This window comes from Sodalis sp. RH21, from assembly GCF_047324175.1.
Lineage (GTDB): Bacteria > Pseudomonadota > Gammaproteobacteria > Enterobacterales > Enterobacteriaceae > Acerihabitans.
Window position 1 is genome coordinate 1,341,533 of record NZ_CP178732.1, and the last position, 25,614, is coordinate 1,367,146.

23 protein-coding genes, 1 tRNA gene and 1 pseudogene are annotated in these 25,614 nt (G+C 52.7%); 17 read left to right on the top strand and 8 right to left on the bottom strand.

Annotated features, from left to right (window positions below; all coding sequences use genetic code 11):
- The first annotated feature begins 314 nt into the window (after positions 1 to 314).
- Complete coding sequence (locus tag ACL2XP_RS06245) at positions 315 to 1,553, top strand: Nramp family divalent metal transporter (RefSeq protein WP_413737721.1); 1,239 nt, start codon at positions 315 to 317, stop codon at positions 1,551 to 1,553.
- Between the two features lie 278 nt (positions 1,554 to 1,831).
- Here ACL2XP_RS06245 and mgrA read toward each other — a convergent pair whose 3' ends face one another.
- The gene (gene mgrA / locus ACL2XP_RS06250; RefSeq protein ID WP_413737723.1) at positions 1,832 to 2,821 is read right to left on the bottom strand and encodes an L-glyceraldehyde 3-phosphate reductase; all 990 of its coding nucleotides are present in this window, start codon (positions 2,819 to 2,821) and stop codon (positions 1,832 to 1,834) included.
- A 303-nt stretch (positions 2,822 to 3,124) separates the two neighbouring features.
- Here mgrA and glk point away from each other — a divergent pair, with 303 nt between their 5' ends.
- Positions 3,125 to 4,090: a glucokinase gene (gene glk / locus ACL2XP_RS06255; RefSeq protein ID WP_413737725.1), complete on the top strand. Its 966-nt coding sequence runs from the start codon at positions 3,125 to 3,127 to the stop codon at positions 4,088 to 4,090.
- A 56-nt stretch (positions 4,091 to 4,146) separates the two neighbouring features.
- Here the strand turns inward: glk and ACL2XP_RS06260 are convergent, their stop codons facing one another.
- On the bottom strand, positions 4,147 to 4,887 hold the full coding sequence (locus tag ACL2XP_RS06260) for a LytR/AlgR family response regulator transcription factor (RefSeq protein ID WP_413737727.1): 741 nt from the start codon (positions 4,885 to 4,887) through the stop codon (positions 4,147 to 4,149).
- Positions 4,888 to 4,924: 37 nt separating this feature from the next.
- Complete coding sequence (locus tag ACL2XP_RS06265) at positions 4,925 to 6,610, bottom strand: LytS/YhcK type 5TM receptor domain-containing protein (RefSeq protein WP_413737729.1); 1,686 nt, start codon at positions 6,608 to 6,610, stop codon at positions 4,925 to 4,927.
- 337 nt (positions 6,611 to 6,947) lie between these two features.
- Here ACL2XP_RS06265 and alaC point away from each other — a divergent pair, with 337 nt between their 5' ends.
- From alaC to ACL2XP_RS06290, 5 genes are all read left to right on the top strand, one after another.
- Positions 6,948 to 8,180, top strand: a complete 1,233-nt coding sequence (alaC, locus tag ACL2XP_RS06270; protein WP_413737731.1) for an alanine transaminase — start codon at positions 6,948 to 6,950, stop codon at positions 8,178 to 8,180.
- A gap of 439 nt (positions 8,181 to 8,619) precedes the next feature.
- The gene (iraP, locus tag ACL2XP_RS06275; RefSeq protein WP_413737733.1) at positions 8,620 to 8,934 is read left to right on the top strand and encodes an anti-adapter protein IraP; all 315 of its coding nucleotides are present in this window, start codon (positions 8,620 to 8,622) and stop codon (positions 8,932 to 8,934) included.
- A 1,037-nt stretch (positions 8,935 to 9,971) separates the two neighbouring features.
- Positions 9,972 to 10,259 (top strand): PAS domain-containing protein, encoded by a 288-nt coding sequence (locus ACL2XP_RS06280; RefSeq protein ID WP_413737735.1) that lies wholly within the window; start codon positions 9,972 to 9,974, stop codon positions 10,257 to 10,259.
- Positions 10,256 to 10,693, top strand: coding sequence for a helix-turn-helix transcriptional regulator (locus ACL2XP_RS06285; RefSeq protein ID WP_413737737.1), 438 nt, complete (start codon positions 10,256 to 10,258; stop codon positions 10,691 to 10,693). The genes ACL2XP_RS06280 and ACL2XP_RS06285 overlap by 4 nt, the downstream gene beginning before the upstream one ends.
- A gap of 278 nt (positions 10,694 to 10,971) precedes the next feature.
- Positions 10,972 to 11,274: a hypothetical protein gene (locus ACL2XP_RS06290; protein ID WP_413737739.1), complete on the top strand. Its 303-nt coding sequence runs from the start codon at positions 10,972 to 10,974 to the stop codon at positions 11,272 to 11,274.
- A 494-nt stretch (positions 11,275 to 11,768) separates the two neighbouring features.
- Here the strand turns inward: ACL2XP_RS06290 and ACL2XP_RS06295 are convergent, their stop codons facing one another.
- The 5 genes and pseudogenes from ACL2XP_RS06295 to ACL2XP_RS06315 form a co-directional block, all read right to left on the bottom strand.
- Entirely contained in the window at positions 11,769 to 12,134 is a 366-nt protein-coding gene (locus tag ACL2XP_RS06295) for a hypothetical protein (RefSeq protein WP_413737740.1), read from the bottom strand.
- Positions 12,131 to 15,076 (bottom strand): S-type pyocin domain-containing protein, encoded by a 2,946-nt coding sequence (locus ACL2XP_RS06300; RefSeq protein WP_413737741.1) that lies wholly within the window; start codon positions 15,074 to 15,076, stop codon positions 12,131 to 12,133. Before ACL2XP_RS06300 ends, ACL2XP_RS06295 begins: the two co-directional genes overlap by 4 nt.
- 238 nt (positions 15,077 to 15,314) lie before the next feature.
- Positions 15,315 to 16,033: pseudogene (locus ACL2XP_RS06305) on the bottom strand (SOS response-associated peptidase family protein).
- A gap of 239 nt (positions 16,034 to 16,272) precedes the next feature.
- A tRNA-Arg gene (locus ACL2XP_RS06310) sits at positions 16,273 to 16,347 on the bottom strand.
- A gap of 181 nt (positions 16,348 to 16,528) precedes the next feature.
- Complete coding sequence (locus tag ACL2XP_RS06315; protein WP_413737743.1) at positions 16,529 to 17,515, bottom strand: formate/nitrite transporter family protein; 987 nt, start codon at positions 17,513 to 17,515, stop codon at positions 16,529 to 16,531.
- 300 nt (positions 17,516 to 17,815) lie between these two features.
- Here ACL2XP_RS06315 and ccmA point away from each other — a divergent pair, with 300 nt between their 5' ends.
- The 10 genes from ccmA to mlaA are packed head-to-tail and all read left to right on the top strand — an operon-like array spanning position 17,816 to position 25,614.
- Positions 17,816 to 18,463: a cytochrome c biogenesis heme-transporting ATPase CcmA gene (ccmA, locus tag ACL2XP_RS06320; RefSeq protein WP_413737745.1), complete on the top strand. Its 648-nt coding sequence runs from the start codon at positions 17,816 to 17,818 to the stop codon at positions 18,461 to 18,463.
- Positions 18,451 to 19,110 (top strand): heme exporter protein CcmB, encoded by a 660-nt coding sequence (gene ccmB / locus ACL2XP_RS06325; protein WP_413737746.1) that lies wholly within the window; start codon positions 18,451 to 18,453, stop codon positions 19,108 to 19,110. The genes ccmA and ccmB overlap by 13 nt, the downstream gene beginning before the upstream one ends.
- Positions 19,111 to 19,154: 44 nt before the next feature.
- Entirely contained in the window at positions 19,155 to 19,892 is a 738-nt protein-coding gene (locus tag ACL2XP_RS06330; RefSeq protein WP_413737748.1) for a heme ABC transporter permease, read from the top strand.
- Positions 19,889 to 20,140 carry a heme exporter protein CcmD gene (ccmD, locus tag ACL2XP_RS06335; protein WP_413737749.1) on the top strand — a complete coding sequence of 84 codons (252 nt, stop codon included), beginning with the start codon at positions 19,889 to 19,891 and terminating at the stop codon, positions 20,138 to 20,140. Before ACL2XP_RS06330 ends, ccmD begins: the two co-directional genes overlap by 4 nt.
- Entirely contained in the window at positions 20,137 to 20,622 is a 486-nt protein-coding gene (gene ccmE, locus ACL2XP_RS06340) for a cytochrome c maturation protein CcmE (protein ID WP_413737751.1), read from the top strand. The genes ccmD and ccmE overlap by 4 nt, the downstream gene beginning before the upstream one ends.
- Entirely contained in the window at positions 20,619 to 22,586 is a 1,968-nt protein-coding gene (locus tag ACL2XP_RS06345; RefSeq protein ID WP_413737753.1) for a heme lyase CcmF/NrfE family subunit, read from the top strand. The genes ccmE and ACL2XP_RS06345 overlap by 4 nt, the downstream gene beginning before the upstream one ends.
- Entirely contained in the window at positions 22,583 to 23,134 is a 552-nt protein-coding gene (locus tag ACL2XP_RS06350; protein ID WP_413737754.1) for a DsbE family thiol:disulfide interchange protein, read from the top strand. Before ACL2XP_RS06345 ends, ACL2XP_RS06350 begins: the two co-directional genes overlap by 4 nt.
- Positions 23,135 to 23,136: 2 nt before the next feature.
- On the top strand, positions 23,137 to 23,607 hold the full coding sequence (locus ACL2XP_RS06355) for a cytochrome c-type biogenesis protein CcmH (protein WP_413737755.1): 471 nt from the start codon (positions 23,137 to 23,139) through the stop codon (positions 23,605 to 23,607).
- Positions 23,607 to 24,818, top strand: coding sequence for a c-type cytochrome biogenesis protein CcmI (ccmI, locus tag ACL2XP_RS06360; protein ID WP_413739100.1), 1,212 nt, complete (start codon positions 23,607 to 23,609; stop codon positions 24,816 to 24,818). The genes ACL2XP_RS06355 and ccmI overlap by 1 nt, the downstream gene beginning before the upstream one ends.
- A 34-nt stretch (positions 24,819 to 24,852) precedes the next feature.
- Complete coding sequence (mlaA, locus tag ACL2XP_RS06365; protein ID WP_413737756.1) at positions 24,853 to 25,614, top strand: phospholipid-binding lipoprotein MlaA; 762 nt, start codon at positions 24,853 to 24,855, stop codon at positions 25,612 to 25,614.

The following is a 25,614-nucleotide window of genomic DNA, read 5'->3' on the forward strand; positions in this document are numbered from 1 at the left end:
GAGTTATAAGTTGCAAATATATAAAAATCATCTATTAGAATATCCAGATGCCCCTTTGCTCACAAATTAACAGCGAAAAAAGTTAATTTTCTAGAAGATTATGTTAATTGTATGCTAAAGTCATCTAGTAACCGTCAAACGGTCTTGGCCGGTTTGTTAGGGATGTCACTGTCATCAGGCTGGGTTTTACCCTTCTATGCTCACCATCAACGCCATCTATCGCAGAGATAAGTCGAAACGTCCCAAATGCGCTTGATAATTATTATCGTTTGGATAGGATGAAGCTAAATCGATGGATCATAAGGGTCACTGATATGTGGAACAGCCGAACCGCAGAAGGCGTCAGCGGCGTATCGCGCAGGGTTAAGCTTTCGTTGCTCGGCCCGGCGTTTATCGCGGCCATTGGTTATATCGACCCGGGTAATTTCGCCACCAACATTCAGGCCGGCGCCAGCTTTGGTTATCAACTGCTCTGGGTCGTGGTCTGGGCGAATTTCATGGCGATGCTGATCCAGCTCTTATCGGCCAAACTGGGCATTGCCACCGGTAAAAATCTGGCGGAGCATATTCGCGATCGCTTTCCGCGTCCCGCCGTCTGGGCGTACTGGATACAGGCCGAAATTATCGCCATGGCCACCGACCTGGCGGAGTTCGTGGGCGCCGCCATCGGCTTCAAAATGCTGCTGGGCGTTACGCTGCTGCAAGGGGCGATCATTACCGGCATCGTGACCTTTCTTATCCTGATGCTGCAACAGCGCGGCCAAAAACCGCTGGAATGGGTCATTGGCGGATTATTGCTGTTCGTGGCCGGCGCATATATCGCGGAGCTGTTTTTTTCACAGCCCAATATGACGGAGCTTGGCCGCGGCATGTTGTTGCCAACGTTGCCTAATGGCGATGCGGTTTTTCTCGCCGCCGGCGTATTGGGGGCCACCATTATGCCGCATGTCATTTACCTGCATTCTTCATTGACCCAGAACGGCCAGTATGGCAATCGCGCGCAGCGCTACTCCTCCACCAAACTGGACGTGGCCATTGCCATGACTATCGCCGGCTTTGTTAATCTGGCGATGATGGCCACCGCGGCGGCGGCTTTTCATTTCAGCGGGCATACCGGTATTGCGGATCTGGACGAAGCCTATCTGACCCTGACGCCGTTGTTGAATCACACGGCGGCGACGGTATTTGGTTTAAGCCTGGTCGCGGCGGGGCTCTCTTCCACGGTAGTGGGCACCATGGCCGGGCAGGTGGTGATGCAGGGATTCGTGCGCTTTCGCATACCGCTGCTGGTTCGCCGGGTCGTGACCATGCTGCCTTCGTTCGCGGTGATTTTGATGGGACTCGATCCCACCCGCATTCTGGTGTTAAGCCAGGTGCTGCTCAGCTTCGGCATTGCGCTGGCGCTGGTGCCTTTGCTGACTTTTACCGGTAACCGCGATCTGATGGGCGATATGGTGAACTCCAAGGTGATCAAGGTGCTGGGGTGGCTTATCGTGACGGTGGTGGTGACGCTTAACGCCTATCTGCTGATTGGCACCTCTATGAGCCTTTAACGCACCGGGCGCGGCGAAGCAACATAGCGAAAAGGGACCCCAGGGGGTCCTTTCAGACTGCTGACAAACCTGTGCATAAGGTCGAAGTGGGCATGATGGGTAAGAAGAGTAAAGCGTAGCGCGCCAGGGATGGCGCGCCCGAGCCTCCATGGATGGATTTTTTACGATCTTGCCTATCATGCCCACAAATAGGGCTTTGTCATCAAACTCAAGGGACCCCAGGGGGTCCCTTTTTTACATATAGCCGGTCAATAAGGCTGGATAACGGCGGCTACGTTTTATGCCAGTATGGCCTCGATTTGTTCAAGCTCATCCGCCGTGAACTCGCGATTGGCCAACATGCCCACCGCATCGTCGATTTGCGAGGTTTTGCTGGCGCCAATCAATACCGATGTCACCCGATCGCCGCGCAATACCCAGGCCAGGGACATTTGCGCCAGTTTCTGGCCGCGGGAGAGGGCGAGGGCGTTCAAGCGCCGCACTTTATCCATTTTCTGTTCGGTAATCTGCTGCGGCGTCAACGTATTGCCCGGCCTGGCCGCCCGCGAATCCTCGGGCACGCCCTGCAAATAACGATCGGTGAGCAATCCCCCCGCCAACGGCGAAAAGGCAATCGACCCCACCCCATTTTCTTGCAACGCGTCCAGCAGTTCCGGTTCGACCCAGCGCTCAAACATGGAATATTTTGGCTGGTGGATCAGGCAAGGGGTACCGAGGGCTTTTAATATGTCAAAGGCCTGGCGGGCCAGCGGCGCCGGGTAGTTAGACAAGCCGACGTATAAAGCCTTGCCCTGGCGCACCAGCAGATCGAGTGCGGCCATGGTCTCTTCCAGCGGGGTGGAGGGGTCGGGACGGTGATGATAAAAAATATCCACGTAGTCCAGGCCCATGCGGCGCAGGCTTTGATTCAGGCTCGATACCAGATACTTTTTCGAGCCCCAGTCGCCATAAGGACCCGGCCACATGGTGTAGCCCGCTTTGGAGGAGATAATCAGCTCATCGCGATAGGGATGAAAATCTTCGCGCAGCAGGCGGCCGAAATTTTCCTCGGCGGAGCCGGGAGGCGGCCCGTAATTATTGGCGAGATCAAAATGGGTGATGCCGAGATCGAAGGCATGGCGCGCCATGGCGCGGCTAGTTTCCAGTAAAGTGACATCACCGAAGTTATGCCACAGGCCCAGCGAAACCGCCGGCAGCTTGAGGCCGCTATTGCCGCAGCGGCGATACAGCATATCGTCATAACGTGTCGGACTGGCCAGATAAACCATAGGGGTTCCTTTTATTATTAAGTATAAGGTATTGGCCGTTATTGCTCCGGGCGGACCCTGCAGTCTGGCTCCCGGCCGTGCTGTCAGTAACTTACGCTATATCACCCCTTACACTCAACAGGGGAGCAGCGATAAATTCGGTAAAATTATTTCGTCCGCGCAAACGTTCATACATCCTAAAGCGTACTCAATTTATAGCTTTGGCCAATATAACTGGTATTATTATCATAATAATAAATTGTTTATGCATGCTGTCCGGGCCAATCCCGGCGACAATTGGCAGAACCTTTGGAGCCAGAAATAATGACTAAATATGCCCTGGTCGGCGATGTTGGTGGAACCAATGCCCGGCTGGCGTTATGTGATATGGATAGCGGCGAAATTTCCCATATCCATACCTACTCAGGACAAGATTACGAAACGCTGGAAGCGGTCATCCGCCATTATCTGACGGCGCAAAAAGTGGAGGCCACCGAAGCCTGTATCGCCATCGCCTGCCCGATTACCGATGATTGGGTGGATATGACCAACAGCTCCTGGGCATTCTCCATCAAAGCCATGAAGGCCAGCCTGGGATTGTCGCGCCTGGAAGTCATTAACGATTTCACCGCTGTCTCCATGGCCGTGCCGATGCTGACCGACCGCGACGTCATTCAATTCGGCGGCGCCGCCCCGCAGCCCGGGCGCCCTATTGCCATATACGGCGCGGGCACCGGCCTGGGAGTCTGCCATCTGATCCATCTGGACAAGCGCTGGATAAGCCTGCCCGGCGAGGGCGGGCATGTGGATTTTGCGGCGGGCAGCGAAGAAGAGCAGCAGATCGCGACGGTGCTGCGCAAGGAATTGGGGCACGTTTCCGCCGAGCGGGTATTATCGGGGCCCGGACTGGTCAATCTTTATCGCGCTATCGTTACCGTCGATGGACGCACCCCGGACAAGCTGAAACCGCAGCAGATCACCGAACAGGCCATCGCCGGCAGCAATGATGACTGCCGCCGCGCGTTATCTCTGTTTTGCGTATTGATGGGCCGTTTTGGCGGCAACCTGGCATTAAATATGGGCACCTTTGGCGGCGTGTATATCGCCGGCGGCCTGGTCCCGCGTTTCCTGGATTTCTTTCGCACGTCCGGTTTCCGCGCGGCCTTTGAGGATAAGGGCCGCTTCAAGGACTACCTGAGTGAAATCCCCGTGTTTTTGATTAGCCATGAACAGCCAGGTTTGCTGGGCGCCGGCGCGCATATGCGTCAACTGATGGGCCGGGAATTGTAATTCGTCATTCGTTGACCGGGCGTCGCTATTGCCGGCGCCCCGTTCAGCAGGGATAGCTACAAACGCATCAATTGCCGAAAGGCCTTCACCTTGCTGCGACTCACCGGCACTTCAAAATCCAAATCGCTTAATCTCAACAGGTAAGTGTTATTAAACCAGGGTACGATTTCGCGGATTTTAGCCAGGTTGACCACGTATGAGCGATGGCAGCGAAAGAAGAACTCCTCCGGCAAGCGGGTACAAAACTCCGAAATGGCCATGGGCATAATAAACTCTTCGCGCCGCGTATAGACAATCGTCACTTTTTCCTGCGCCGCGGCGTAATACATATTGCCGATGTCGGTGACGATGATCCGCTCGTCTTTCATCAAATTAATGGAGTGGGGGCTGCGTCCGGCATTGGCCAGCGGACCGCCGGACGACGGGTTGCCCGGCTCTTTATGCAAAGACTCCAGCTTTTGCAGCATCGTCACGATGCGGGATTCCTGATAAGGCTTGAGGATATAGTCAAACGCTTCCAGCTCAAATGCTTCCACCGCATGCTCTTTGTAGGCGGTGATAAACACGATTTCCGGCTTATGGCTGAATTTGCTCAGGTTCTGCGCCAGCAGTACGCCGTCCAGCGATGGGATGTTGATATCCAGGAAAATGACGTCGACTTCATGGTTTTGCAAATAGCGCAGCACGTCCAGACCGTCTTCAAAAGTGGCTTCTATGGTCAGGCCGCTGTGTTTTTGGATCAGGAAACGCAACTCCTCCTGCGCCAGAAATTCGTCCTCGACAATAATGGCTTTCATAGCGCCTCGTGGTCAAAAAAATACGGGATCGGCGGCGTCATGCGGCCAGTTTGCGATCTTTCACGGCAATATAGAACCAGATTTCGGTGCCCGGCTCCAGCCGACGGATATGCAGCCCTTCGCCATAAAGCAGCGCTACCCGGTGATGGACATTCAGCAGGCCGATTTTCTTGGCCGGCAACTCATTGCGCTGCACCTGGCCGATAATGTCCTCGCTGATGCCGCTGCCGGTGTCTTTCACTGAAATGCGAATGCGGTTTTCGCCATCTTCCTTCACCGAGATCACCACTACGCCTTTGCCGCGGCAGGGCTGGATGCCATGGACAATGGCATTTTCCACCAGGGGCTGAATCAGCAGGCTGGGGATGCTGAATGACAGCTCTTCATCGATATCATAGATAACCGATAACTTGCTGCCGAACCGCGCCTGTTCGATGGCGATATAATCCTGAATTTGATACAGCTCCTTTTTAATATCGATTTGCGCACCGTTTAACTCCAGGTTGTAACGCAAATAGCGGGACAGATTGATAATCAACTGGCGGGCGGTATCCGGATTGATGCGAATCGACGACGAGATGGCGTTGAGGGCATTAAACAGGAAATGCGGATTAATTTTACTCTGTAGCGCCCGCAATTCAGCCTGGTCGGCCATTTCGCGTAATTGCTCAATGCGCGAAACTTCAATTTGCGTCGAGATAATCTGCGATAAGCCAATGGCCATGACTTTCAGCGAATTGGTAATCTGGTGGGCATGGCAGTAATAGATCTTGAGAGTGCCGGTGACGACCCCTTTTTCCCACAGGGGAATGATGATCAGCGAATGAATTTGCGGGGTGCGATCGGCTTCATCATTATTTTTAATAGTGATTTTGCCGCTTTGGATACTCTCTTTGGTCATATCGCTTATGATTTCATGACCGATATTATAAAATTCCGCGCCAATACCTACATAAGCCAGGATATGGTGTTCATTGGTTATGGCTACCGCGTCGGCTTTGATATCGGTGCGGATAATATCGCAGATGGTGCTCAGGGATTCGCTGTCAATGTGGCGGAAGTAGGGCAGGGTCTTATTGGCGATATCCAGCGCCAGCTTGGCCTGCCGGGCGGCAATGACTTCTTTTTCATCCTCCACCCCCTGCACCAGCAGCACGATCATGCCGATGCTGACGCCGCCCAGAATCATCGGCGCGGCAATCTTCGATACGATATCCAGACCCAGGGACATCGGCTGCGCCCATAAAATAACCAGCAGCATAGTCAGGCATTCGCAGAGCATGCCGCCAATAATGCCGATGCCCCAGCGGTGCTCTTTGATAATCTTGAGTTTGATATAGCCGGATACAAACCCCGCCACGATGCTGCTGATCAGGCAAGGCACCGACGTGGGGCCGTCGATATCAATCAGGTAGCGGTGCACCCCGGCAATCACGCCGGTAGCGATGCCGACCCAGGGCCCGAACAAAATTCCCCCGGACATGACCGCGATGATGCGCACATTGATCAGCGACCCTTCGACGTGAATACCCGAATAAGTGCTAAAAATGGCGAACAGCGAAAAAATGGCCGTCACCGCCACCAGCTCTTGGCGGGTATGCTGCTCTTTTTGCAGCAACTGGCGGAACTGGCGCGTACGCGTCAATAAAAACAGGCAAATCAGCATCAATGCCGCGCGTTCATACACCGCCAGCAGCATGTCGAACATCTCTTTCACAACCATTTCCAGATAAAGGGTAAGCGCCGCCCACTACTATAAGCAATGGGGGGCTAATGTTCCATCTATGCCGACCCGCGGGCGGATGGTCTTTGATCGGCTATTTGAGGAAACCTTAGCGCTTAATAGAGGATTTGTTTTAGGGCGGAAATACGGGCAAAAAATCTATTATGGTCAGAAAAAAGAGGAAAATTAATTTTTTATGCTCCTGATAATTCCTCTTTTTAACACGCCTGCAAATGAATATTGAAATCGGGCGCGCAACAGGGTAGGTTCATAACAGGCCCTGCTTAGGGCCGGCGTCGCTCGGATGGTCCGGGCGCTAACGTATATCGAGGAAAATATGGCCGCAATCGGTTTGCCACGGCGCTTTACGCGCATCGATCGTCTCCCCCCCTATGTTTTTAACATTACCGCAGAATTGAAAATGGCGGCGCGGCGGCGCGGCGAAGATATTATTGATTTCAGCATGGGCAATCCCGACGGCCCGACCCCGCCGCATATTGTCGAAAAGCTGTGTACCGTCGCCAAACGCGAGGATACCCACGGCTACTCCACTTCCCGCGGTATCCCCCGCCTGCGGCGCGCCATTGCGCACTGGTATGGCGATCGGTACGGGGTGGACATCGATCCCGATAGCGAAGCCATAGTGACTATCGGTTCCAAAGAGGGGCTGGCCCATCTGATGCTGGCTACCCTCGATCATGGCGATACCGTATTGGTGCCCAATCCCAGCTATCCGATACATATCTATGGCGCGGTGATTGCCGGCGCCCAGGTCCGGTCGGTGCCATTGGTGGAGGGGGTGGATTTTTTCCGTGAGCTGGAGCGGGCAATCCGCGAGAGCATCCCCACCCCGAAAATGATGATTCTCGGTTTTCCGTCTAATCCGACGGCGCAGTGCGTCGAACTGGATTTCTTTGAACGGGTGGTGGCTCTGGCACGCCAGTACGGAGTGCTGGTGGTTCACGATCTGGCGTATGCGGACATCGTTTATGACGGCTGGAAGGCGCCGTCGATTATGCAGGTGCCGGGCGCCAAAGAGATCGCGGTGGAATTTTTCACCTTGTCCAAAAGCTACAATATGGCAGGCTGGCGCATTGGTTTCATGGTGGGGAACGCCGAACTGGTCAATGCCCTGGCCAGGATCAAAAGCTACCACGATTACGGCACCTTCACCCCGCTACAGGTGGCCGCTATCGCCGCGCTGGAAGGAGATCAGCAGTGCGTGCTGGATATCGTCGAGCAATATCACCAGCGGCGCAATGTGCTGGTGCGCGGCCTGCACGAGGCCGGCTGGATGGTGGATACTCCGAAAGCCTCGATGTATGTCTGGGCCAAGATTCCGGAACATTACGCCCATCTCGGCTCATTGGAGTTTGCTAAAAAGCTGCTGGCGGAAGCCAAGGTCTGCGTATCGCCTGGCATCGGTTTTGGCGATTATGGCGACACGCATGTGCGCTTTGCCCTGATTGAAAACCAGGATCGCATCCGGCAGGCGGTACGGGGCATCAAAGCCATGTTCCGCGCCGACGGCATATTAAAATCGTCGGGCGCCAAGGCGATAACGGATTAAGCCGGTTCTGAAATAACGATCTTCTTACAGCGCCAGTGACCCGGTTTGCCCATTATCAAATCGGGTCCGGCGCATCTCGGGTGTCTTCATTGCCGCCGACCGGATGCCTGCTTCAGAGTGTTTAATCGATTTAATATTGCTTTCGCCTGGAATTAGTTTGGGTAATGCGGTTCAAATCTCGATCTTTTATCACCGCGGTATTATCTGCCGGCAGTTAAATGTTAAGAAACGCTAATAGGTTGTTCCTATTATGTAAATACCATGACAAAGAGGAAACGGCCGAGGCGGCTAATACACGCTCTCGCAACGTTTTTGCATCAGGCATAAGCAAAACTTACAGTTCAGGAGATATTAACTTAACCACAATAAGTGTAAGATGGCGTGGCTATGTCGCATTCCATGATAGGCTTGTCGCCGCTTATTTTTGAAGTAGGAATATATGAAAAATCTTGTCATTGATATTTTGAGAAAACTGGCTAAAGCCGACGCTGCTGCGAAAGAGCTGACCGCCCAGGTTGAAGCCCAGTCACTTCTCTTGGCCGCGCTGGTGCTGACGGTAGGCAAAAGCGGCTCATCGGTGATGGCAACCAATATCGAAAAGGCCATTTTGTCCGCTTCAAGCGCCAGCGAGGAGTTTTTACAATCCGATGCGGATTTATTAATAGCGCACTTTGTCCGATTGATATCGGTCTCGCAATTTGTCGAAGTGAATGGCGATGATGAAAAAGTAGAGACGCCCGATCCCAAGTTATGACAGCGTAGCGGATGTAAGCCGGGCCATGGGCGTCAATGCCTGCTATCGCTTTGACGAACCGGGCCCGGAAGTATAACGGGTTTTATCCATCAACACGTTTTGTTCTCACGCGCGCCGCGCCTTAACGCCTCCTTGTCCAACGCATTGCTAGTCCAACCGCTGACAGTACATAGCGCCAGCGCAAGTAAGCCGATACACGCACCCAGCATACCGGCCGGCAATAACCACCAAACAGATATCACCATGGTAGTCTCCTGGTCATTCAACAGGATTACTTCTCTACAACGAAATTGCCGCAATAATCCATGGGACAAATTCACTCCCACGGCCCATCAGGGACGGATAGCTCCCTATGGCGCGATTATTATCAGCACCGCCCTGTTAATTAAGCAGCCGTACCGCCAATACCGACCCCGATTGTTTGAGTGGGCGAGCTTTTCTTTATCATTGCCTGCCTCTGCTGCTGAATTCATCTTGATGTATTTCCCAACCTTCTACTGTTATACAGCGCTGAAATTGCTTTTTTTCGTACCGCTATCTGCTAGTTTTATGGAGTTGGTCGCATTTTATGAGATTAGCTGCGCGCGTCCGCTGAGTATTAAACTCACCAAATGTTATGCGCAGAGATAATCAACGTAAAGGGTAATCAATAAATCGCTAACTTGGACAGTTTGATGCCAATACCGATAAGTGATTTTAATATTAAAAATTTTTATAATAATTAATTTATTAATGAAGAAATTTGACTGATTTATTATTACGGCGATGTGAATATGTGAAAAAAATGAAATATACCAGAAAGTACAGTTGTTTGTGTCGTTGTTTCTCGCTATTTTGGCAGGGAAGTTATAAAACGTTGCGCTGTAAATGCACATAAGGGTGACAATCATGATAAATGAAAATATGATCATTATCTGGCTTGTGGTCTTATGAAAAATCAGTATGTTAATTCTTGCGCTGGTATGCTGTAATTAAAAACATCAATTATATATATGTAATACTAATAAATCATTCATTGAAATATGAGGATAACACTCATGGAAAGAGAACATTCATGCAATACGCAAATCATTCCAGAAATAAATATTAGCAAAGATTTTATCAATACGTTTGATGAGTTGCCTGACCCATATTGCATAAAAAACCTGGAATCAAGAATCATCTATGCCAACCCGGCAATGGCGAAAGAAGTATTTAACGTAAAATCTACTGCCGAGCTTATTGGGAAATTGGATTGCGAGATAAATTCCAAACTTGAGGATTTTGATAACCCGCGAGAATTCGTCCGGCAAGATCAAACTGTTATAAAAAAAATAGCAGTTTGATTAGCTTAGAAATTCATCCTCATGCTGTAGATTATCCCTTTACGGTAAATAAAATCCCATTTCGTAATGAAGCGAATAAATGTATTGGCGTCCTGGTCTATACAAAAAAACTTGAAGTCTATACCTTAAATGATTATGTCAAAGGTAACATGCCTGGCTCATTTTTATTAAATAAACCGGACGATTTTTTTACCGAGCGGCAGTGCGAAATTATGTTTTATCGATTACAGGGATTGAAAGCCAAAGATGCCGCCAAGCGTTTAAATCTTTCTGAAAATACGATCTGTAACTATATGCAAACGCTATATGACAAGGCTGGCGTGACAAATCTCGATGAATTTAAGAGTTTTTGCGAGCAGCGCAATTATCATCGTTATTTGCCAAAGCGCTTTATCAGTAATAAACCGGTTGATTTTACCTGCTCGAACGTTTAACTGACGCCTTACAGACAAGCCGCAGGTTAGTTCTTAACTGCCAGGCATCAGGTAAACAAATGGACGCTTTCAGCGCTGTCGAGTACTTAAGCTTAAATATATTTATTTATTTTTAGCCAGGCAGCTCTAAAATCAAGGCCCTGCGCTGTGCGGGGCCTTTTCGATGGCGGTTTCATTCAAATCTGTTGCCAACCTTCATTCTGATCTTGCGCCTAAATGCTTTAGTCTCGACTGGTAGCTTTGATGACGAGATCATGAGGGAAATCGTTTAGCGAGCTGTGGCAGTTGTGGTTGAGGTTGAGCCCGCTCCATGGGCATCATCACCACCACCCGATGATGCCGCGACAGCACCAGCGACCACAGCAACGGTACCAACGCCAATTGCTGTCGCCGTCCCTACAGATATTGCTGCGGCAGAAGCCCCTGCGGTACCAGCTCCTCCCGCTGTTGTCGATGTTGTTCCAATGGTTCCTGGTGCAGTTGCAGAGGTTTCAGCAGCATTCGCAGCAGACATCACAAAAATTAAAGTAAAAGTGCCAATTATTAACCTTTTCATTACCTTTCCTTATATTCCATCATAATAACAAGATAAATAGCTAACTCATCCCATAAATAGAACTGATTTCATTGAGTTTTTAAGGTTGCCATACTTGCTACTCGAAGAAAAGTATTGGGGTTGGGAGTAAAAGGCGGGTATTTCGTTTTAGATAATATGCCAAACTTTCATAAGCTGAATTTTTTATTACTTACGCACTCATGAGTAAAATATTGCCGTTATGACAGGATAAAATGTTGAATTTTGTCTTTTATGACTCGCCCGGTGCTATCTAGAGCGATTTACTGTAGTCCGTGATCTGCCCCAGGTCTATAAATGTTATACCCGTCAAAACGCTCCCACATGACCTTGACTGGGTAAAGTATTTGCCAGGCTATATGCACTGGAGTTATCACAGGCTAGTACGGTGCTAACCATCTCTAACAGTGGGCAACGGACGTGTAGGCGGACTTGTACTCTAAGGCCCAATAACACGCTTAAATACGAAAGTGTGCTATTGGACTTGTTTGAAAGAAAAAATTATTCTTCTCTAAAATTATAATGATCAGGTATTTTATAGTTTTCGGGAAATTCAGCCCAACTGGATTTATCTAATAACGTATCAATATCATCGACGATAACATAAAAAAAATCTGAAAAACTCATTGCGTGCGTTCTTAAATAAGACAGAGCCGCTTGAGTGGCTAGTTCATCGTTCTGAGTGGATGCGGTTTCAAGTAATGAAATGACATTGTTTATCAAATCCAATTGCCTAATAAATTTTTCATCTAAATTACTACTGCGATCAATAAATAGCTTATCTTCTTTTTGAGAATTATCTATTTTTTTTAGTGCAATAGATGATAATATTTTTTTTATTTTTTCAAATTTTAGAGCTTTATTCATTTTGGTAATCTCCTACCTTCATTGCGAGCTTTTACTGTTTTTATAGAATTATAACTTCCATCTAAGTTAAGTACAGCTTTTATATTTCTCTTATGATCAAATAACTCCAGGTGATTCTTGTGATAACCATCAAGATAAAATTTATTTCCTGCTTTTAAATATGTACCGATATCTTGTTGTACCTCATAAATGCTTTGTCCTTGATAAAGGCCGGTGGTTTTACGCGACCCCTCCTTTACTTGACTACCAAATCCCGGCTGCGCAAAAAACTCACCCATATTGCCAACCGCGCCCTTATTTGGTCCATACCCGCCCTTTTTTCGGCTAAGCATAACATAAATCGGCTTATAGCCATTGTCACGATCGCCCGGCATGATCAGGTCGTCAAAGCCAATTTCACTGAGATCGGGATAGGTAGTTATCGTCGGCAGTACTACTGGCTGTGTTTGACCTCCGGTGTTGGCGATGGCTTTTGGCCCGGTGTCGGGCGTTATTATGGCACTTAGGCCGTCCGCGCCGGGTGCCCTGGCGGGATTGATCAGGATTGTCCTGCTGGGTAAATCATCCGTTCCCGGTAGGGTGCATAAGTAGGTGCCATTGCCTTGCGGTACGCCATTAACCACGCGGACCTGCGTGGGCCGGCCAGTTTTAAATAGCTCGATTTGCATTTCGCCATTTGCCAAGGCCAAGCGGCCACGGTAGTCGACCGCGATGGTCCTTTGCTCCTTGGCGGCCGTATGCAATACATCGTAAGAAGGGAGATTGAGCAGTTCGGCCGGCAGCGTTTTTATAAACAGTCTGCCGCCTGGCACTTTACTGCTGCCTTCTCCCGCTGTTGCCGGATAGAGACCGGCAACAATAGTCGTCATGATAGCGCCGGCTGGATGCGCTGTGGCGACCCGGCTTAATCCCGCAGCAGCGTTCTTAAGCCGCAATGCAACCTCTGACTCCAGCAAAGCAGATGGCGCCAAACCAGTTGTTGCCGCCATGGCGAGTGCTTGGTTTGCATGGGAAAGGAATGAATCTTGCGGCGCCGGCGCCTCATTTGGTTTCGCTGGCTGGGTAGGGGGAGGCAACCGGCTCATTTTTTCACTTAATGAGTCGAGCGGTTTATTGCCGACAATTTCATTCGTAGCAATCAATATATGGTTAGATTTAGCCGCTAGCGCAACTCGCGCAGCAATCTGCTTCGCCTCATCGAGTTGAATATTTCTGGCTTGAATTATTTGTGTTATAAATTTATGTTCTTGAATCGATGCATTAATTTGTCCTTTTTTATAATCTAATTCAAGGTTACGTTGATTGTTCCATTCTTTTTCCAACAATTGCTTGGAACTCGTAGGCAATGCCATAGATAAAGTTCTATTAATATTAGCATCGTAATGCGCATTTATTAAGGGTGGGTGCGTATTACGCATTTTAATTCTATCATCTGCTTGTTGCAACCATGATTCTGCTTTGTTTTTAAGAGAATCGATTGAGCTTATGACGGAATCATAATTATTTTCAGAAGATATAAACAGCTCGGCATTCCTTTTTGCGTCCGCTAATGATGTTTTATAAGAACTCATTCTATCTAGTGCTTCATTTTCTCTTTTTAACTCATTCCCAGTGTGAGTTAGTTCAGACTCGGCAATTTGCTTTATTATACGTCCTTCAGTGATATTATAATTTCTATCGGTTAATGTATGAGCTATTATGTTGTATTCATTTTGCGCTATTTTTATATCATGATGTTTGTCGTTAATTTGTATTTGGCGCAGTCCATTCCAGTGAGCTTCAAGATGTATACGTGTCGCGTGATCGAGTACAGGATTAATGTTTTTTATTTGATGATCGAAATGTGAATGGATCATTGGGAAGTGGCTATCGAGTCCGCTTATCCAATTTTGGGTCTCTCGCATCATCTCTTCTGCGCGGGATTTGAAACGTTCTGCAAGTTCGATGTTTTTATTCGCGTAATTTAATTTGGCTTCAGAACAGCGATTTCGATCTTCTTTGCTCTTGTTAGCATTATTATATTTAGCTATTGTTTGATTATGCTCATTTTTTATGCAAGCAATTTCATTCTTCATTTCTTGCATAAAAGTATCTATTTTTTGCCGCCGATCCTGACTTATCCCTGCTCGCAGTTGTCTGTCTTGAGCGTGATGATGCTGAGTTTCCTGTTGATGTTTTTGCTCCAATGCCAATGATGTAGCGCGCTGTTGAGCTTCTTCCGCCTGGCGATGTTGCTCCGCAACCAGCCTGTTGTGCTCTTCATTACGCCTGGCTATTTCTTCTTGCAGACGACATTGTTCTGCCATGAGATTGTTCTGCGCTTCAGCTATTTTGGCCATTTCCTGCTGGAGCTGCCGTTCATGTTCTTGCTTTTGTTGTTCTGCTAATTTATTTGCTCTCTCCCAAGCTTTTGCTGCACCTGTCTGAGCTGCCGCAATGCGCATGGATGCCATGGTTTTTGCCATTTGGCCTTTGAAATTTGCCTGTGTGTTTTGTATGCTTCTTGCTATTGCCGCATCTGAATGTTGTCGTTGTTTGGTGAATGAAAGTTGTAATTTATTCTGGAGGTCTAGCTGTAGGTTTCTATTTCTCTCACTTTCAACTTTCATATGATTCAGGGTAAATTGCTGGCCTTCTATCAACCTCCTTACCTGCTGTTGCTGTGCATCCAGCCTGGCCGATTCGGCAGCAGTAGCTTTTAAGCTTGCAAATTGGGCCTCGGTAATCATTCTTTGCGTATGTGCAGCTTGTTCTTGAGCACCTGTATGGATAGGTACTACATTATCTGGATATAATGTATTATTGGTTTGAGCGCTATCGGTAGGGTTGTTATAAACACCACATAATATACTACTAAATCCTTTAGACTTATCAAAAGGTATATTTATGCAATCTTCTGTTGTTGCAGGGGGATTGGCATAAACAGTTAGAGTTTCGTCCATGATATTTCCTGGTTTAATCTGTTAATTATTAATTTAAAATATTAATGGCATTTCATAGAGTTGAAATGCGTCATACAAACGAGATAAATTAACCACAGAAAATATCACGGAATGTTAAATGAAATTGAGATAATAAAATAAGCAATTGGCAATATAATATGATTAGCTGACTAATAATATAAGGTGTGGCGGTATTGGGCGGCGGCTGTAATTAATGATACGGTGCAAGTTCATATTTTTAATGGGTTGGGTGCGATACCGGGGTATCGATGTGTTTAATTATCGACTCATTGTTATTGTGACTATTTCCTACCGTCTTGTCCGCATGGTGAAATGCAAAATCATATGCCGGTATGGCGCCGTCATGCGCCAGCTCTTCGGCGCGTTCCGGCGTTGTCTCGGGCGATAGCCATTCAAGGGACGCTTCTCGCGTCATAACTAATGGCCGGCGGGCGTGGATATCAATCAGGCCCATATCGCTTGCTGCTGTCACAATTACCAAGCCATCGTCTTCCGGCGCATCCAGCGCGTCAGGATGAAACGGGCTTATCGCGGCAAAAAAGATCGGCTCTTTGCTTTCGTGGTAGATAAAATAGGGCTGCTTTATCTTCGCGTCGTCCGGGTCTTTCTTCCATTCATACCAACCGTCAGCCATAACCAGGGCACGGCCAGAATTCCACAGCGGCTTAAACATGCGGCCGGTGGCCGCCGTCTCGACGCGTGTATTAATCAGGGGTGGGAGGCCAGCTTATTTGGCCCAGGCGGGCTGGTATCCCCACATAACCGGATCGAGGTGCAATTTATCATTGCGCAGGTTCAGCAACAGAACACGAATGCCGAGGGCCACGTTGTGCTGGCCGAGAGGTTCGCCAGCCAGGGCATCCACAAACTCGACATCAGGCTTAGGGATTCGAGGAATTTCTCTCTGGTATCGCTCGGGGCAAATCGGCCGCACATGATGGCCGTCTTCGTTGCAGGGGGATCTTAAGTGGATAGCCTTTCTCTCTGGGTTTGGCTTGTTCTATCTGTTTTGCGGTTAGCATATGTGGGCATCGGCGAGAGGGCATTTATTGGATGCCCGAAAAGTTCGGTGCTGTCAGTGGATTTTGGGTAATGTCGGGTAACTTGATTTTAGCGGAAGGCTTGAGTACAAGGGGGTTTTGGTGATGTGAGGTAACGCGCGGTAATTTCATGAATGGTGTCCCCGACAGGAATCGAACCTGTAACTAGCCCTTAGGAGGGGCTTGTTATATCCGTTTAACTACGAGGACCGGACAGCGGGCGTGATTATACCCGATTCGTTCCCGAAAATAAGCACTTAACGGTTTGATTGCTCATTCCCTGGACAACGGCGGGTAAAAAAGGCGTTTTGGGGCCGGTCGCAGTCGTCCGGCCATTATACTTATAGTCATGTCCGACCTGCTAATGCGATGTGCGAGCGGGCCAGCCTGGTTATGCCTCTTTGGTATCCTCGCCGGCGCTTTCATTGCCATCCCGCGGCGCTTGATCATCCTGGCTCTTGCCCGCCTTGCCCTGCTTTTTTGCGTCCTGTTTGCGTTGGCTGCTCAAATCGTTGCGGATTTGCGCATGGCTAAGCAATGCGAAGATGAACGTACCGCCGACGATATTCCCCGCCAGGGTGGGAATGGCGAACGGATAGAAAAATTCATACCAGGGAATACTACCGTTGAAGACCAGATAAAAAATTTCCACCGAACCCACCACGATATGGGTTAAATCCCCAATGCCCACCAGATAGGTCATCAACGCAATCACCAACAGCTTGGCGTTGCCGGCCTGGGGCAGCATCCACACCATGGAGGCGATAATCCAGCCGGCTATGATGCCGTTGGCAAACATATCGGCCGGCGGATTCGCCATTATCGCTTGCGAGATGGAGACAAACGCCTCGCGGGTCTGGCCGTTGAAAATCGGCATATGCAAAAAACCAAAGGCAACCGCTGCCGTACCCGCCAGGTTACCGGCCAGCACCACCAGCCACAGGCGCAGCAAAATGATAAAATTATGCCGCGAAGGTTTATGCATAATCGGCAGCACCGCGGTCAGCGTATTTTCGGTAAACAACTGCTGCTTGGCCATGATGACAATGATAAAACCGAAGGTATAACCCAGGTTTTCGATAAAAAAACCGGCGGCGCCTTCGGGCAGGCGGGCGTGCAAAATCCCTTTGGCCATCAGCGAGGCGCCCATGGATAACCCGGCGGCTACCGCCGACCAAAACAACGCCTGGCCGTCACGCTCCAGCTCTTTTTCGCCTTCCTCCCTGATTTGTTCGTGAATAGCGGCGGCGGGGGAGGGCAGATTCTCCTCTTTTACCTCGATCTTCTCGTTGGCATCATGCTCTTCGCTGTCGACGACGACTTCGGAGTCGTTACGTTTATCGGCGTCCTGCCGGCGTTTTCCGGACGTGTCGCTCATCAACCAATCTCCCTGGGGCGCTAATGAAAAGTAAAAAGTTATTTCCATTAAGCGTAGCGGCTTTCCTTCTCGGCCGCGTATAAAAGTGGTTTGCATGGCGTCGGCCGCCACCGTCCCCCCTTTAATTGTCACTGCGGCGGGCAATACGTAACAAAATTTTAACTTTGCTGGCATTGGTTGCGTTTTATTGATCTAATACAAGAAGTGTTCAGACCTCCAATGAATGCACCGGCTGCAACTACGTCGCGATAGTTGCCTATGCTATGATCTTGGCCACGTTGATGAAGAGTTGAGTTCCTGATGCTGGAAGCACATAACCTGGCCTGTGTCCGCGACGATCGCGTGCTGTTTTCCGCATTGAGCTTTCGCATTGCGCCCGGCGAGATGGTGCAGGTAGAAGGCGCGAACGGCGCCGGCAAGACATCTCTGCTGCGTATTATGGCCGGGCTGGCCCAGCCCGATGACGGCGAAGTGAGCTGGCGGCAGGCGCCGCTACGGCGCGAGCTCGGCCGTTATCATCGCGATTTAGTTTATATCGGCCACCAGGCGGGGATTAAAACCGCGTTGACCCCATTTGAAAACCTGGCGTTTTTCCAGGCCGCCCAAGGCGGCGGGCGCGATGATGACGCCATCTGGCGCGCGCTGGAGCAAGTCGGTTTACTGGGATATGAGGAGTTGCCGGCCGCCGGTATGTCCGCGGGCCAGCAGCGCCGCATCGCGTTGGCCCGGCTGTGGCTGACCCCGGCCGCCTTATGGATACTGGATGAGCCGTTGACCGCCATCGATAAACAAGGTATTGCCCAATTAATGTCTTTATTTTCCGGACATCGCGCGGCGGGCGGGCTGATATTGCTCACCACGCACCAGAGCCTGCCGGGACCGTCCGCCGGGATACGCAAGATTGCCCTGGCGCCGAACCCGGCGGAGGGAATGCCATGTTTTGGCTGATTTTGCGCCGCGAATTACGCCTGGCGCTGCGTAATCGTACCGAAATTATCAATCCGTTATGGTTCTTCCTGATTGTCATTACCCTGTTTCCCCTGGGGATCGGTCCGGAGCCCCAGCTATTGAAGCGCATCGCGCCGGGCATTATCTGGGTGGCCGCGCTGCTGGCTTGCCTGTTATCCCTGGAACGATTGTTTCGCGACGATTTTATCGATGGGTCGCTGGAGCAACTGCTGCTACTGCCGCTGCCGCTGCCCGTCACGGTACTGAGCAAGGTATGCGCCCACTGGCTGGTCACCGGACTGCCGCTGCTGCTGATTTCGCCGCTGGTGGCGCTGTTTTTATCGCTGGACGTTTATACTTGGCAGGCCGTCGCGCTGTCGTTATTACTGGGTACGCCGACCTTAAGCCTGCTGGGCGCTATCGGGGTGGGGCTGACCGTGGGGCTACGCAAAGGCGGGGTGTTGTTAAGCCTGTTATTATTGCCTCTGTTTATTCCAGTGCTGATTTTTGCCACCGCGGCGATAGATAACGCGGCGCAGGGGCTGCCCATTGCGGGTTACCTGGCGATCCTGGGGGCGCTGCTGGCGGGCAGCGCCATGCTGGCGCCGTTTGCCGCCGCCGCCGCGCTGCGGGTCAGTCTGCAATAAGCCGCCGCGCACGTAACGATTTTTATTAAGAGCACAAAATAACCATGTGGAAAATGCTACATCAGTGGTCGAAACCGGAGCGGGTGTACCGGCTCTGCGGCCGTGCGATTCCCTGGCTAGGGGCCGGGGCGGCGCTCGCGTTGCTGCTGGGCTGGGTCTGGGGGTTTGGTTTCGCTCCCGCGGATTACCAGCAGGGCGAAAGTTACCGCATCATGTATATCCACGTGCCCGCGGCCATGTGGTCAATGGGCATTTACGCGGCGATGGCCATCGCCGCGTTTATCGGCCTGGTGTGGCAAATGAAAATGGCCGATCTGGCCGCCGCGGCCATGGCGCCGGTGGGCGCGGTATTTACTTTAATCGCGCTGGTTACCGGCTCCGCCTGGGGCAAACCGATGTGGGGCACGTGGTGGGTCTGGGATGCCAGGCTGACATCGGAGCTGGTGCTGCTGTTTCTCTATCTGGGGGTGATGGCGCTGTATAACGCCTTTGAAGACCGGCGCCTGGCCGGGCGCGCCGCCGGCATTCTTATTTTGGTGGGCATCGTTAATATCCCCATAATCCATTATTCCGTGCAGTGGTGGAATACCTTGCACCAGGGCTCGACCAATATGCAGCAAAGCATTGACCCGAGCATGCGTACCCCGCTGCGCTGGGCGATCCTCGGCTATTTGCTGTTTTTTATTACCCTGACGCTGATGCGCCTGCGCAACCTGATCCTGACCCAGGAACGCAACCGCCCCTGGGTCGAGGCGCTGGCCGCCAAGGAGACTTCCCGATGAGCCCCGCTTTTGCTTCATGGCCGGCATTTTTCGCCATGGGCGGATATGCCGTATATGTCTGGCTCGCCGTGGGCGTGACCTTATTGTCATTGTTCGGCCTGATTGGCCATACCTGCTGGCAGCGCCATCATTTGCTGGGCGATATCCGCCGGCGGCAGGCACGGATGCGGCGAATGCGCCAGGGCCGGGCGGGCGCCGCGCCGCACGGTCAAACCGCCGGCGCCATGACGCGGGAGGATAACGAGTGACGCCGCGTCGTAAAAGCCGCCTCTATCTGGCGGTGGTGATGTTAATGGGCGCCGGGCTTATCGTAACGCTGGTGCTCTACGCGCTCAGTTCCAACATCGATCTGTTTTATACCCCGCGGGAAATCCTGCAGGGTAAGGGCGAACAGCGCGAAATGCCCCATGCCGGCCAGCGGTTGCGCATCGGCGGCATGGTCATGCCGGGATCGGTTAAGCGCGATCCGCAAACCCTTAAAGTGACCTTCAGGATTTATGACGCGGTGGGTTCCATTCCGGTCAGCTATGAAGGCATCCTGCCGGATCTGTTTCGCGAAGGGCAGGGAGTGGTGGCGCAAGGGGTATTGGGGGCGGACAACGTGGTGCAGGCCAGGGAAGTGCTGGCCAAGCATGATGAAAATTATACGCCCCCCGAAGTGGCGGACGCGATGAAACCGCGCCATGACCCCGCAGGCATCCAGACCACTTTACAAAAGGCCCCGCAATGATCCCTGAACTTGGCGATTTTTTGTTGTGCCTGGGTATCGGCCTGGCGCTGTTACTGGCGGTTTACCCCCTATGGGGGGCGGCCAGGCAGGACGCGCGCCTGATGGCGGCGGCCCGACCGTTGTCCTACGGGCTGTTTTTGGCCATCGCCGGCGCGTTTATTTGCCTGGTGTATGCATTTGTGATTAACGATTTCACCGTGGCTTATGTGGTGAATAATTCCAATACCGCCTTGCCGGTCTATTACCGCGTGGCCGCTACCTGGGGCGCCCATGAGGGTTCGCTGCTGCTGTGGGTGCTGTTGCTCAGCTGCTGGACGCTGGCGGTGGCGCTATTTAGCCGCAGTATGCCGGATGAAGCCATTGCGCGGGTGTTGTCGGTCATGGGAATGATTAATGCCGGTTTCCTGGCGTTTATTGTCCTGACCTCCAACCCGTTTAGCCGTACGTTGCCGGATGTGCCCATCGACGGGCACGATTTGAATCCGGTGTTGCAGGATATCGGCCTGATTTTCCATCCGCCGCTGCTTTATATGGGGTATGTGGGGTTCTCGGTGGCGTTCTCATTCGCCATCGCGTCGCTGATTGCCGGCCGGCTGGATACCGCCTGGGCGCGCTGGTCGCGGCCATGGACCCATGCCGCCTGGATCTTCCTGACCATCGGCATCGTGCTTGGCTCGGCCTGGGCCTATTACGAACTGGGCTGGGGCGGCTGGTGGTTCTGGGACCCGGTGGAAAACGCTTCGTTTATGCCCTGGCTGGCCGGTACCGCGCTGCTCCACTCCCTGGCGGTGACCGAAAAACGCGGCACCTTTAAATCCTGGACGGTGCTGCTGGCCATCGCGGCGTTCTCGTTATGCCTGCTGGGAACCTTCCTGGTGCGTTCCGGGGTGCTGGTGTCGGTGCATGCCTTTGCCTCCGATCCGGCGCGCGGCATGTTTATCCTGGCGTTTTTGGTGCTGGTTATCGGCGGCTCGCTGCTGCTGTATGCCATCAAAGGGGGCAAGGTGCGCGGCCGCGCGCAGAACGAGGTGTTTTCCCGCGAGACGTTTTTACTGGGCAATAACGTCCTGCTGATGGCCGCCATGCTGGTGGTGCTGCTGGGTACGCTGCTGCCCCTGATTCATAAACAGCTGGGCATGGGCAGCATTTCCATCGGCGAGCCGTTTTTCAATAGCATGTTTACCTGGCTGATGGCGCCGTTCGCCCTGCTGCTGGGCATCGGGCCGTTGATTCGCTGGCGGCGCGACGAGGCGAAAAAACTGATCAGGCGCCTGGCGCTGGCGCTGGCGGCCACCCTGTTGCTTTCCATTATGCTGCCCTGGCTGATGGCCGATGAGATCAAGGCCATGACGGTGGTGGGGCTGATGATGGCGCTGTGGGTGATTATCCTGACCCTGATGGAACTCCATGAGCGCGCCACCCATCGCCACCGGTTTTGGCCGGGGTTGACTTATCTGAGCCGCAGCCATTGGGGCATGGTGCTGGGCCATCTGGGCGTGGCGGTCACGGTGATCGGCATCACCTTCAGCCAAAACTACAGCCTGGAGCGGGATGTGCGGATGAAAGCCGGCGATAGCGTGGATATCCGGGGCTATCACTTTGTCTTTCGCGATCTCCAGGATCTGCACGGCCCCAACTACACCGGCGCCGCGGCGCTGTTCGACGTGACCCATGACGGCCGGCCGGAAGCGACCCTGCAGGCGGAAAAACGCTACTACACCGTCAGCCGCACCGTGATGACCGAAGCGGCCATCAGCGGAGGATTGACCCGTGATTTATACGCGGCGCTCGGCGAAGAACTGGACGACGGTTCCTGGGCGGTCAGGCTTTATTACAAGCCGTTTGTGCGCTGGATCTGGCTGGGCGGGCTGTTTATGGCGGCCGGCGGCCTGTGCTGCCTGGCCGATCCCCGCTACCGGGCCAATAAACGCGCCCGCCGGGCCGGGCGCGGGGAGAGCCTATGAAAAATAAACTGTTGTTTATTCCCCTGGCGCTGTTCCTGCTGCTGGCGATGGCCTTTATCGTGCAATTGACGCGCAATGCCCACGGCGACGATCCCACGTTGCTGGAATCGGCGCTGATCGGCAAGCCGGTGCCGGTATTTAAACTGGCGTCGCTGGATGACCCCGCCAAAACCTTCGATCAATCGGCGCTGCGCGACGGGCGTCCCATGTTATTAAACGTCTGGGCGACCTGGTGCCCCACCTGCCGGGCCGAGCATCAATTTCTCAATACCCTGGCGGCGCAGGGGGTGCGGGTCGTGGGCTTGAATTATAAAGACGATCGGCTTAAAGCGGTGAACTGGCTCAACACCCTGGGTAATCCTTATGCCATGAGCCTGTATGACGGCGACGGCATGCTGGGGCTGGATCTTGGCGTGTATGGCGCGCCGGAAACCTTTCTGATCGATGGCCAGGGTATCATCCGCTATCGTCACGCCGGCGATCTGAATGCCGGCGTGTGGCAGCGGGAAGTGCGGCCGCTCTACCTCAAATACGCCAAGGGGACCTGAGGATGCGGATAAAATTTCTCATCATCATCGCCGGTTTGCTGCTGAGCTTTTGCGCGGGCGCGGCGATCGATACCCGGCAATTCGCCAGCGCGGAGCAGGAGCAGCAATATCGCGAGCTGACCGAGCAACTGCGCTGCCCCAAATGCCAGAACAACAGCATCGCCGACTCGAATTCGATTATTGCCGCCGATATGCGCACCAAGGTATATCAACTGATGCGGCAGGGGCAGAGCCGCCAGCAAATTATTGATTATATGGTGGCGCGCTACGGCAATTTCGTCACCTACGTCCCGCCCCTCAACCCGTTGACGATATTTTTATGGCTCGGTCCGCTGTTGGTGGTGGTCATTGGCGGCCTGATGGTCATTTTACGTGCCTCCCGGCGCGGCGCGCGGGGTACGGTGGATTTTTCCGTCGACGAACAGCGCCGCCTGGCGCACTTGCTGGATGACAGCGACAGGAAACGCCCATGATAAGTTTCGGCATCCTTTTTATCGTATTGCTGGCGCTGGCCTGCGCGCTGCTGGTATTGCCGGCGCTGCGCCGCGATCGTCGCGACGGCGGCATCACCCGCGATGCCCTGAACGCCGAGTTCTATCAGCGCCGCCTGGACGAATTGGTCCAGGATGAAGCCCAGGGGGTGGTGGATGAACGCCTTTTGCATATCAACGAGCTCAAGCAAAATTTGCTGGCAGATATTCCCGCCGTCCAGGCGCGGGAACGCCGGCCGGTCGGCCTATGGGTACTGGCGCCCGGCGCGGCGGCGCTGGTGGTGGTGACGCTGGCGCTGTATGCCTGGACCGGCGGCGCGCAGCAAGTGTGGCGCTGGCAGCGGACGGTGGCGGACATGCCGGCGCTGCGGGCGCGGATTATGGACCCCGCGGCCAAACAGCTGACGCCGGGGGAATTGGCGCAATTTGCGGTCGGGCTGCGCGCGTCTTTGCAGCGCCAGCCGCAAAACTTGCAGGACTGGCTGATCCTGGGACGTATCGGCGTGGTGCTCAATAATGTCGCCATGGCCACCCAGGCGTTCGAACGCGCCTATCGCCTGGTCCCGGACGACCGGACCATTGCGCTGGACTATGCCGAAGTGCTGATCCGCTCCACCGACCCCGGCGATAATCAGGAAGGCATCCGCCTGCTCCAGGCGCTGGTGCAACAACAGCCGGATAATGTTGCCGCCCTGAATTTGCTGGCCATCGGCCAATATCAGCAAAATAACTACGCGCAGGCCATCGCTCTTTGGCAGCATATCCTGCCGCTTTTGCCGGCCGGCGATCCGCATATTGATACCATCCGGCGCAGTATTGCCCAGGCCAGGGAGCAATCCGGCCAGGAGACGGCTAAACTGAATGTCATAGTGACGCTTTCAGCGGCCGCGGCCGGGCATCTGCCGGCGCAGGGAACGGTGTTTATTTCGGTTACCGACGGCAAAAGTCCGGTGCCGGTAGCGGTAAAACCTTTGCCAATGAGTCGCTTTCCGTTATCGTTATCCCTTGACGACGGCAATGCCATGTTGCCCGAACGATTGCTTTCCGCGCAGCAGCAGGTAAAAGTACGGGTCAGGATTGCCGCAGACGGCACCGCGCAGGCAAAAAGCGGCGACTGGTTCGGCGAGAGTGCGTTGCGGGATTTTAACGGCACCGGCCGGATTGCCGTGCGGATTGATCAACAAGTGCCCTAGCGGCGGGCATAAAAATAATAAACGGAGTTGAAACATGAATTACCGCCTGTCAGGTGTAGCGCTGGCCAGCGTTTTGGTTCTGGGGTGTGCCAGTAATAAAACCGATCAAACCTATCAGGAGCGTCCGGATCGCCTGGAAGGGTTCAACCGGACAATGTTCGACTTTAACTACAACGTCCTCGACCCATACGTGGTGCGTCCGGTGGCGGTGGCCTGGCGTGATTATGTGCCGACGCCGGCACGCAACGGCCTGGGCAATTTTCTCAGCAATCTGGAAGAGCCGGCCTCGATGGTCAACTACTTTATTGTCGGCAAGCCTTATGAAGCGATGATCCATTTCAACCGCTTTTTCCTCAATACCTTGCTGGGGATGGGCGGCTTGATAGACGTGGCGTCCATGGCCAATCCGAAACTGGCCAAGGAAGAACCCCGCCGCTTCGGGACGACCCTGGGCAGCTACGGGGTGGGTTACGGCCCCTATGTCGTGCTGCCGGGATACGGCAGCTTCACGCCGCGTGAGGATTTGGGCGGGGCGGTGGATAATTTCTATCCGGTCCTGAGCTATCTCACCTGGTGGATGTCCGCCGGCAAGTGGGTGTTTGAAGGCATCGAGACCCGCGCGCAACTGCTCGATTCGGACAGCCTGTTGCGCAATTCGTCCGACCCTTACGCCTTGATCCGCGCCGCCTATTTCCAGCGGCATGATTTCCTGGCCAGCGGCGGCAAACTGACCCCGCAGGAAAACCCCAACGCGCAGGCGATAGAGGGCGATCTGAAGGATATCGATTCGCAGTAG

What these genes read in the sequence shown, in the direction of transcription:
- mlaA (WP_413737756.1), top strand. Translation starts at nt 24,853, where the DNA reads ATGAATTACCGCCTGTCAGGTGTAGCGCTGGCCAGCGTTTTGGTTCTG.
- ACL2XP_RS06265 (WP_413737729.1), bottom strand. Translation starts at nt 6,610, where the DNA reads ATGGTTGTGAAAGAGATGTTCGACATGCTGCTGGCGGTGTATGAACGC.
- ACL2XP_RS06260 (WP_413737727.1), bottom strand. Translation starts at nt 4,887, where the DNA reads ATGAAAGCCATTATTGTCGAGGACGAATTTCTGGCGCAGGAGGAGTTG.
- alaC (WP_413737731.1), top strand. Translation starts at nt 6,948, where the DNA reads ATGGCCGCAATCGGTTTGCCACGGCGCTTTACGCGCATCGATCGTCTC.
- ACL2XP_RS06280 (WP_413737735.1), top strand. Translation starts at nt 9,972, where the DNA reads ATGGAAAGAGAACATTCATGCAATACGCAAATCATTCCAGAAATAAAT.
- glk (WP_413737725.1), top strand. Translation starts at nt 3,125, where the DNA reads ATGACTAAATATGCCCTGGTCGGCGATGTTGGTGGAACCAATGCCCGG.
- ACL2XP_RS06245 (WP_413737721.1), top strand. Translation starts at nt 315, where the DNA reads ATGTGGAACAGCCGAACCGCAGAAGGCGTCAGCGGCGTATCGCGCAGG.
- ACL2XP_RS06295 (WP_413737740.1), bottom strand. Translation starts at nt 12,134, where the DNA reads ATGAATAAAGCTCTAAAATTTGAAAAAATAAAAAAAATATTATCATCT.
- ACL2XP_RS06300 (WP_413737741.1), bottom strand. Translation starts at nt 15,076, where the DNA reads ATGGACGAAACTCTAACTGTTTATGCCAATCCCCCTGCAACAACAGAA.
- mgrA (WP_413737723.1), bottom strand. Translation starts at nt 2,821, where the DNA reads ATGGTTTATCTGGCCAGTCCGACACGTTATGACGATATGCTGTATCGC.
- ACL2XP_RS06350 (WP_413737754.1), top strand. Translation starts at nt 22,583, where the DNA reads ATGAAAAATAAACTGTTGTTTATTCCCCTGGCGCTGTTCCTGCTGCTG.
- ACL2XP_RS06330 (WP_413737748.1), top strand. Translation starts at nt 19,155, where the DNA reads ATGTGGAAAATGCTACATCAGTGGTCGAAACCGGAGCGGGTGTACCGG.
- ccmB (WP_413737746.1), top strand. Translation starts at nt 18,451, where the DNA reads ATGTTTTGGCTGATTTTGCGCCGCGAATTACGCCTGGCGCTGCGTAAT.
- ACL2XP_RS06315 (WP_413737743.1), bottom strand. Translation starts at nt 17,515, where the DNA reads ATGAGCGACACGTCCGGAAAACGCCGGCAGGACGCCGATAAACGTAAC.
- ACL2XP_RS06355 (WP_413737755.1), top strand. Translation starts at nt 23,137, where the DNA reads ATGCGGATAAAATTTCTCATCATCATCGCCGGTTTGCTGCTGAGCTTT.
- iraP (WP_413737733.1), top strand. Translation starts at nt 8,620, where the DNA reads ATGAAAAATCTTGTCATTGATATTTTGAGAAAACTGGCTAAAGCCGAC.
- ACL2XP_RS06345 (WP_413737753.1), top strand. Translation starts at nt 20,619, where the DNA reads ATGATCCCTGAACTTGGCGATTTTTTGTTGTGCCTGGGTATCGGCCTG.
- ccmD (WP_413737749.1), top strand. Translation starts at nt 19,889, where the DNA reads ATGAGCCCCGCTTTTGCTTCATGGCCGGCATTTTTCGCCATGGGCGGA.
- ccmA (WP_413737745.1), top strand. Translation starts at nt 17,816, where the DNA reads ATGCTGGAAGCACATAACCTGGCCTGTGTCCGCGACGATCGCGTGCTG.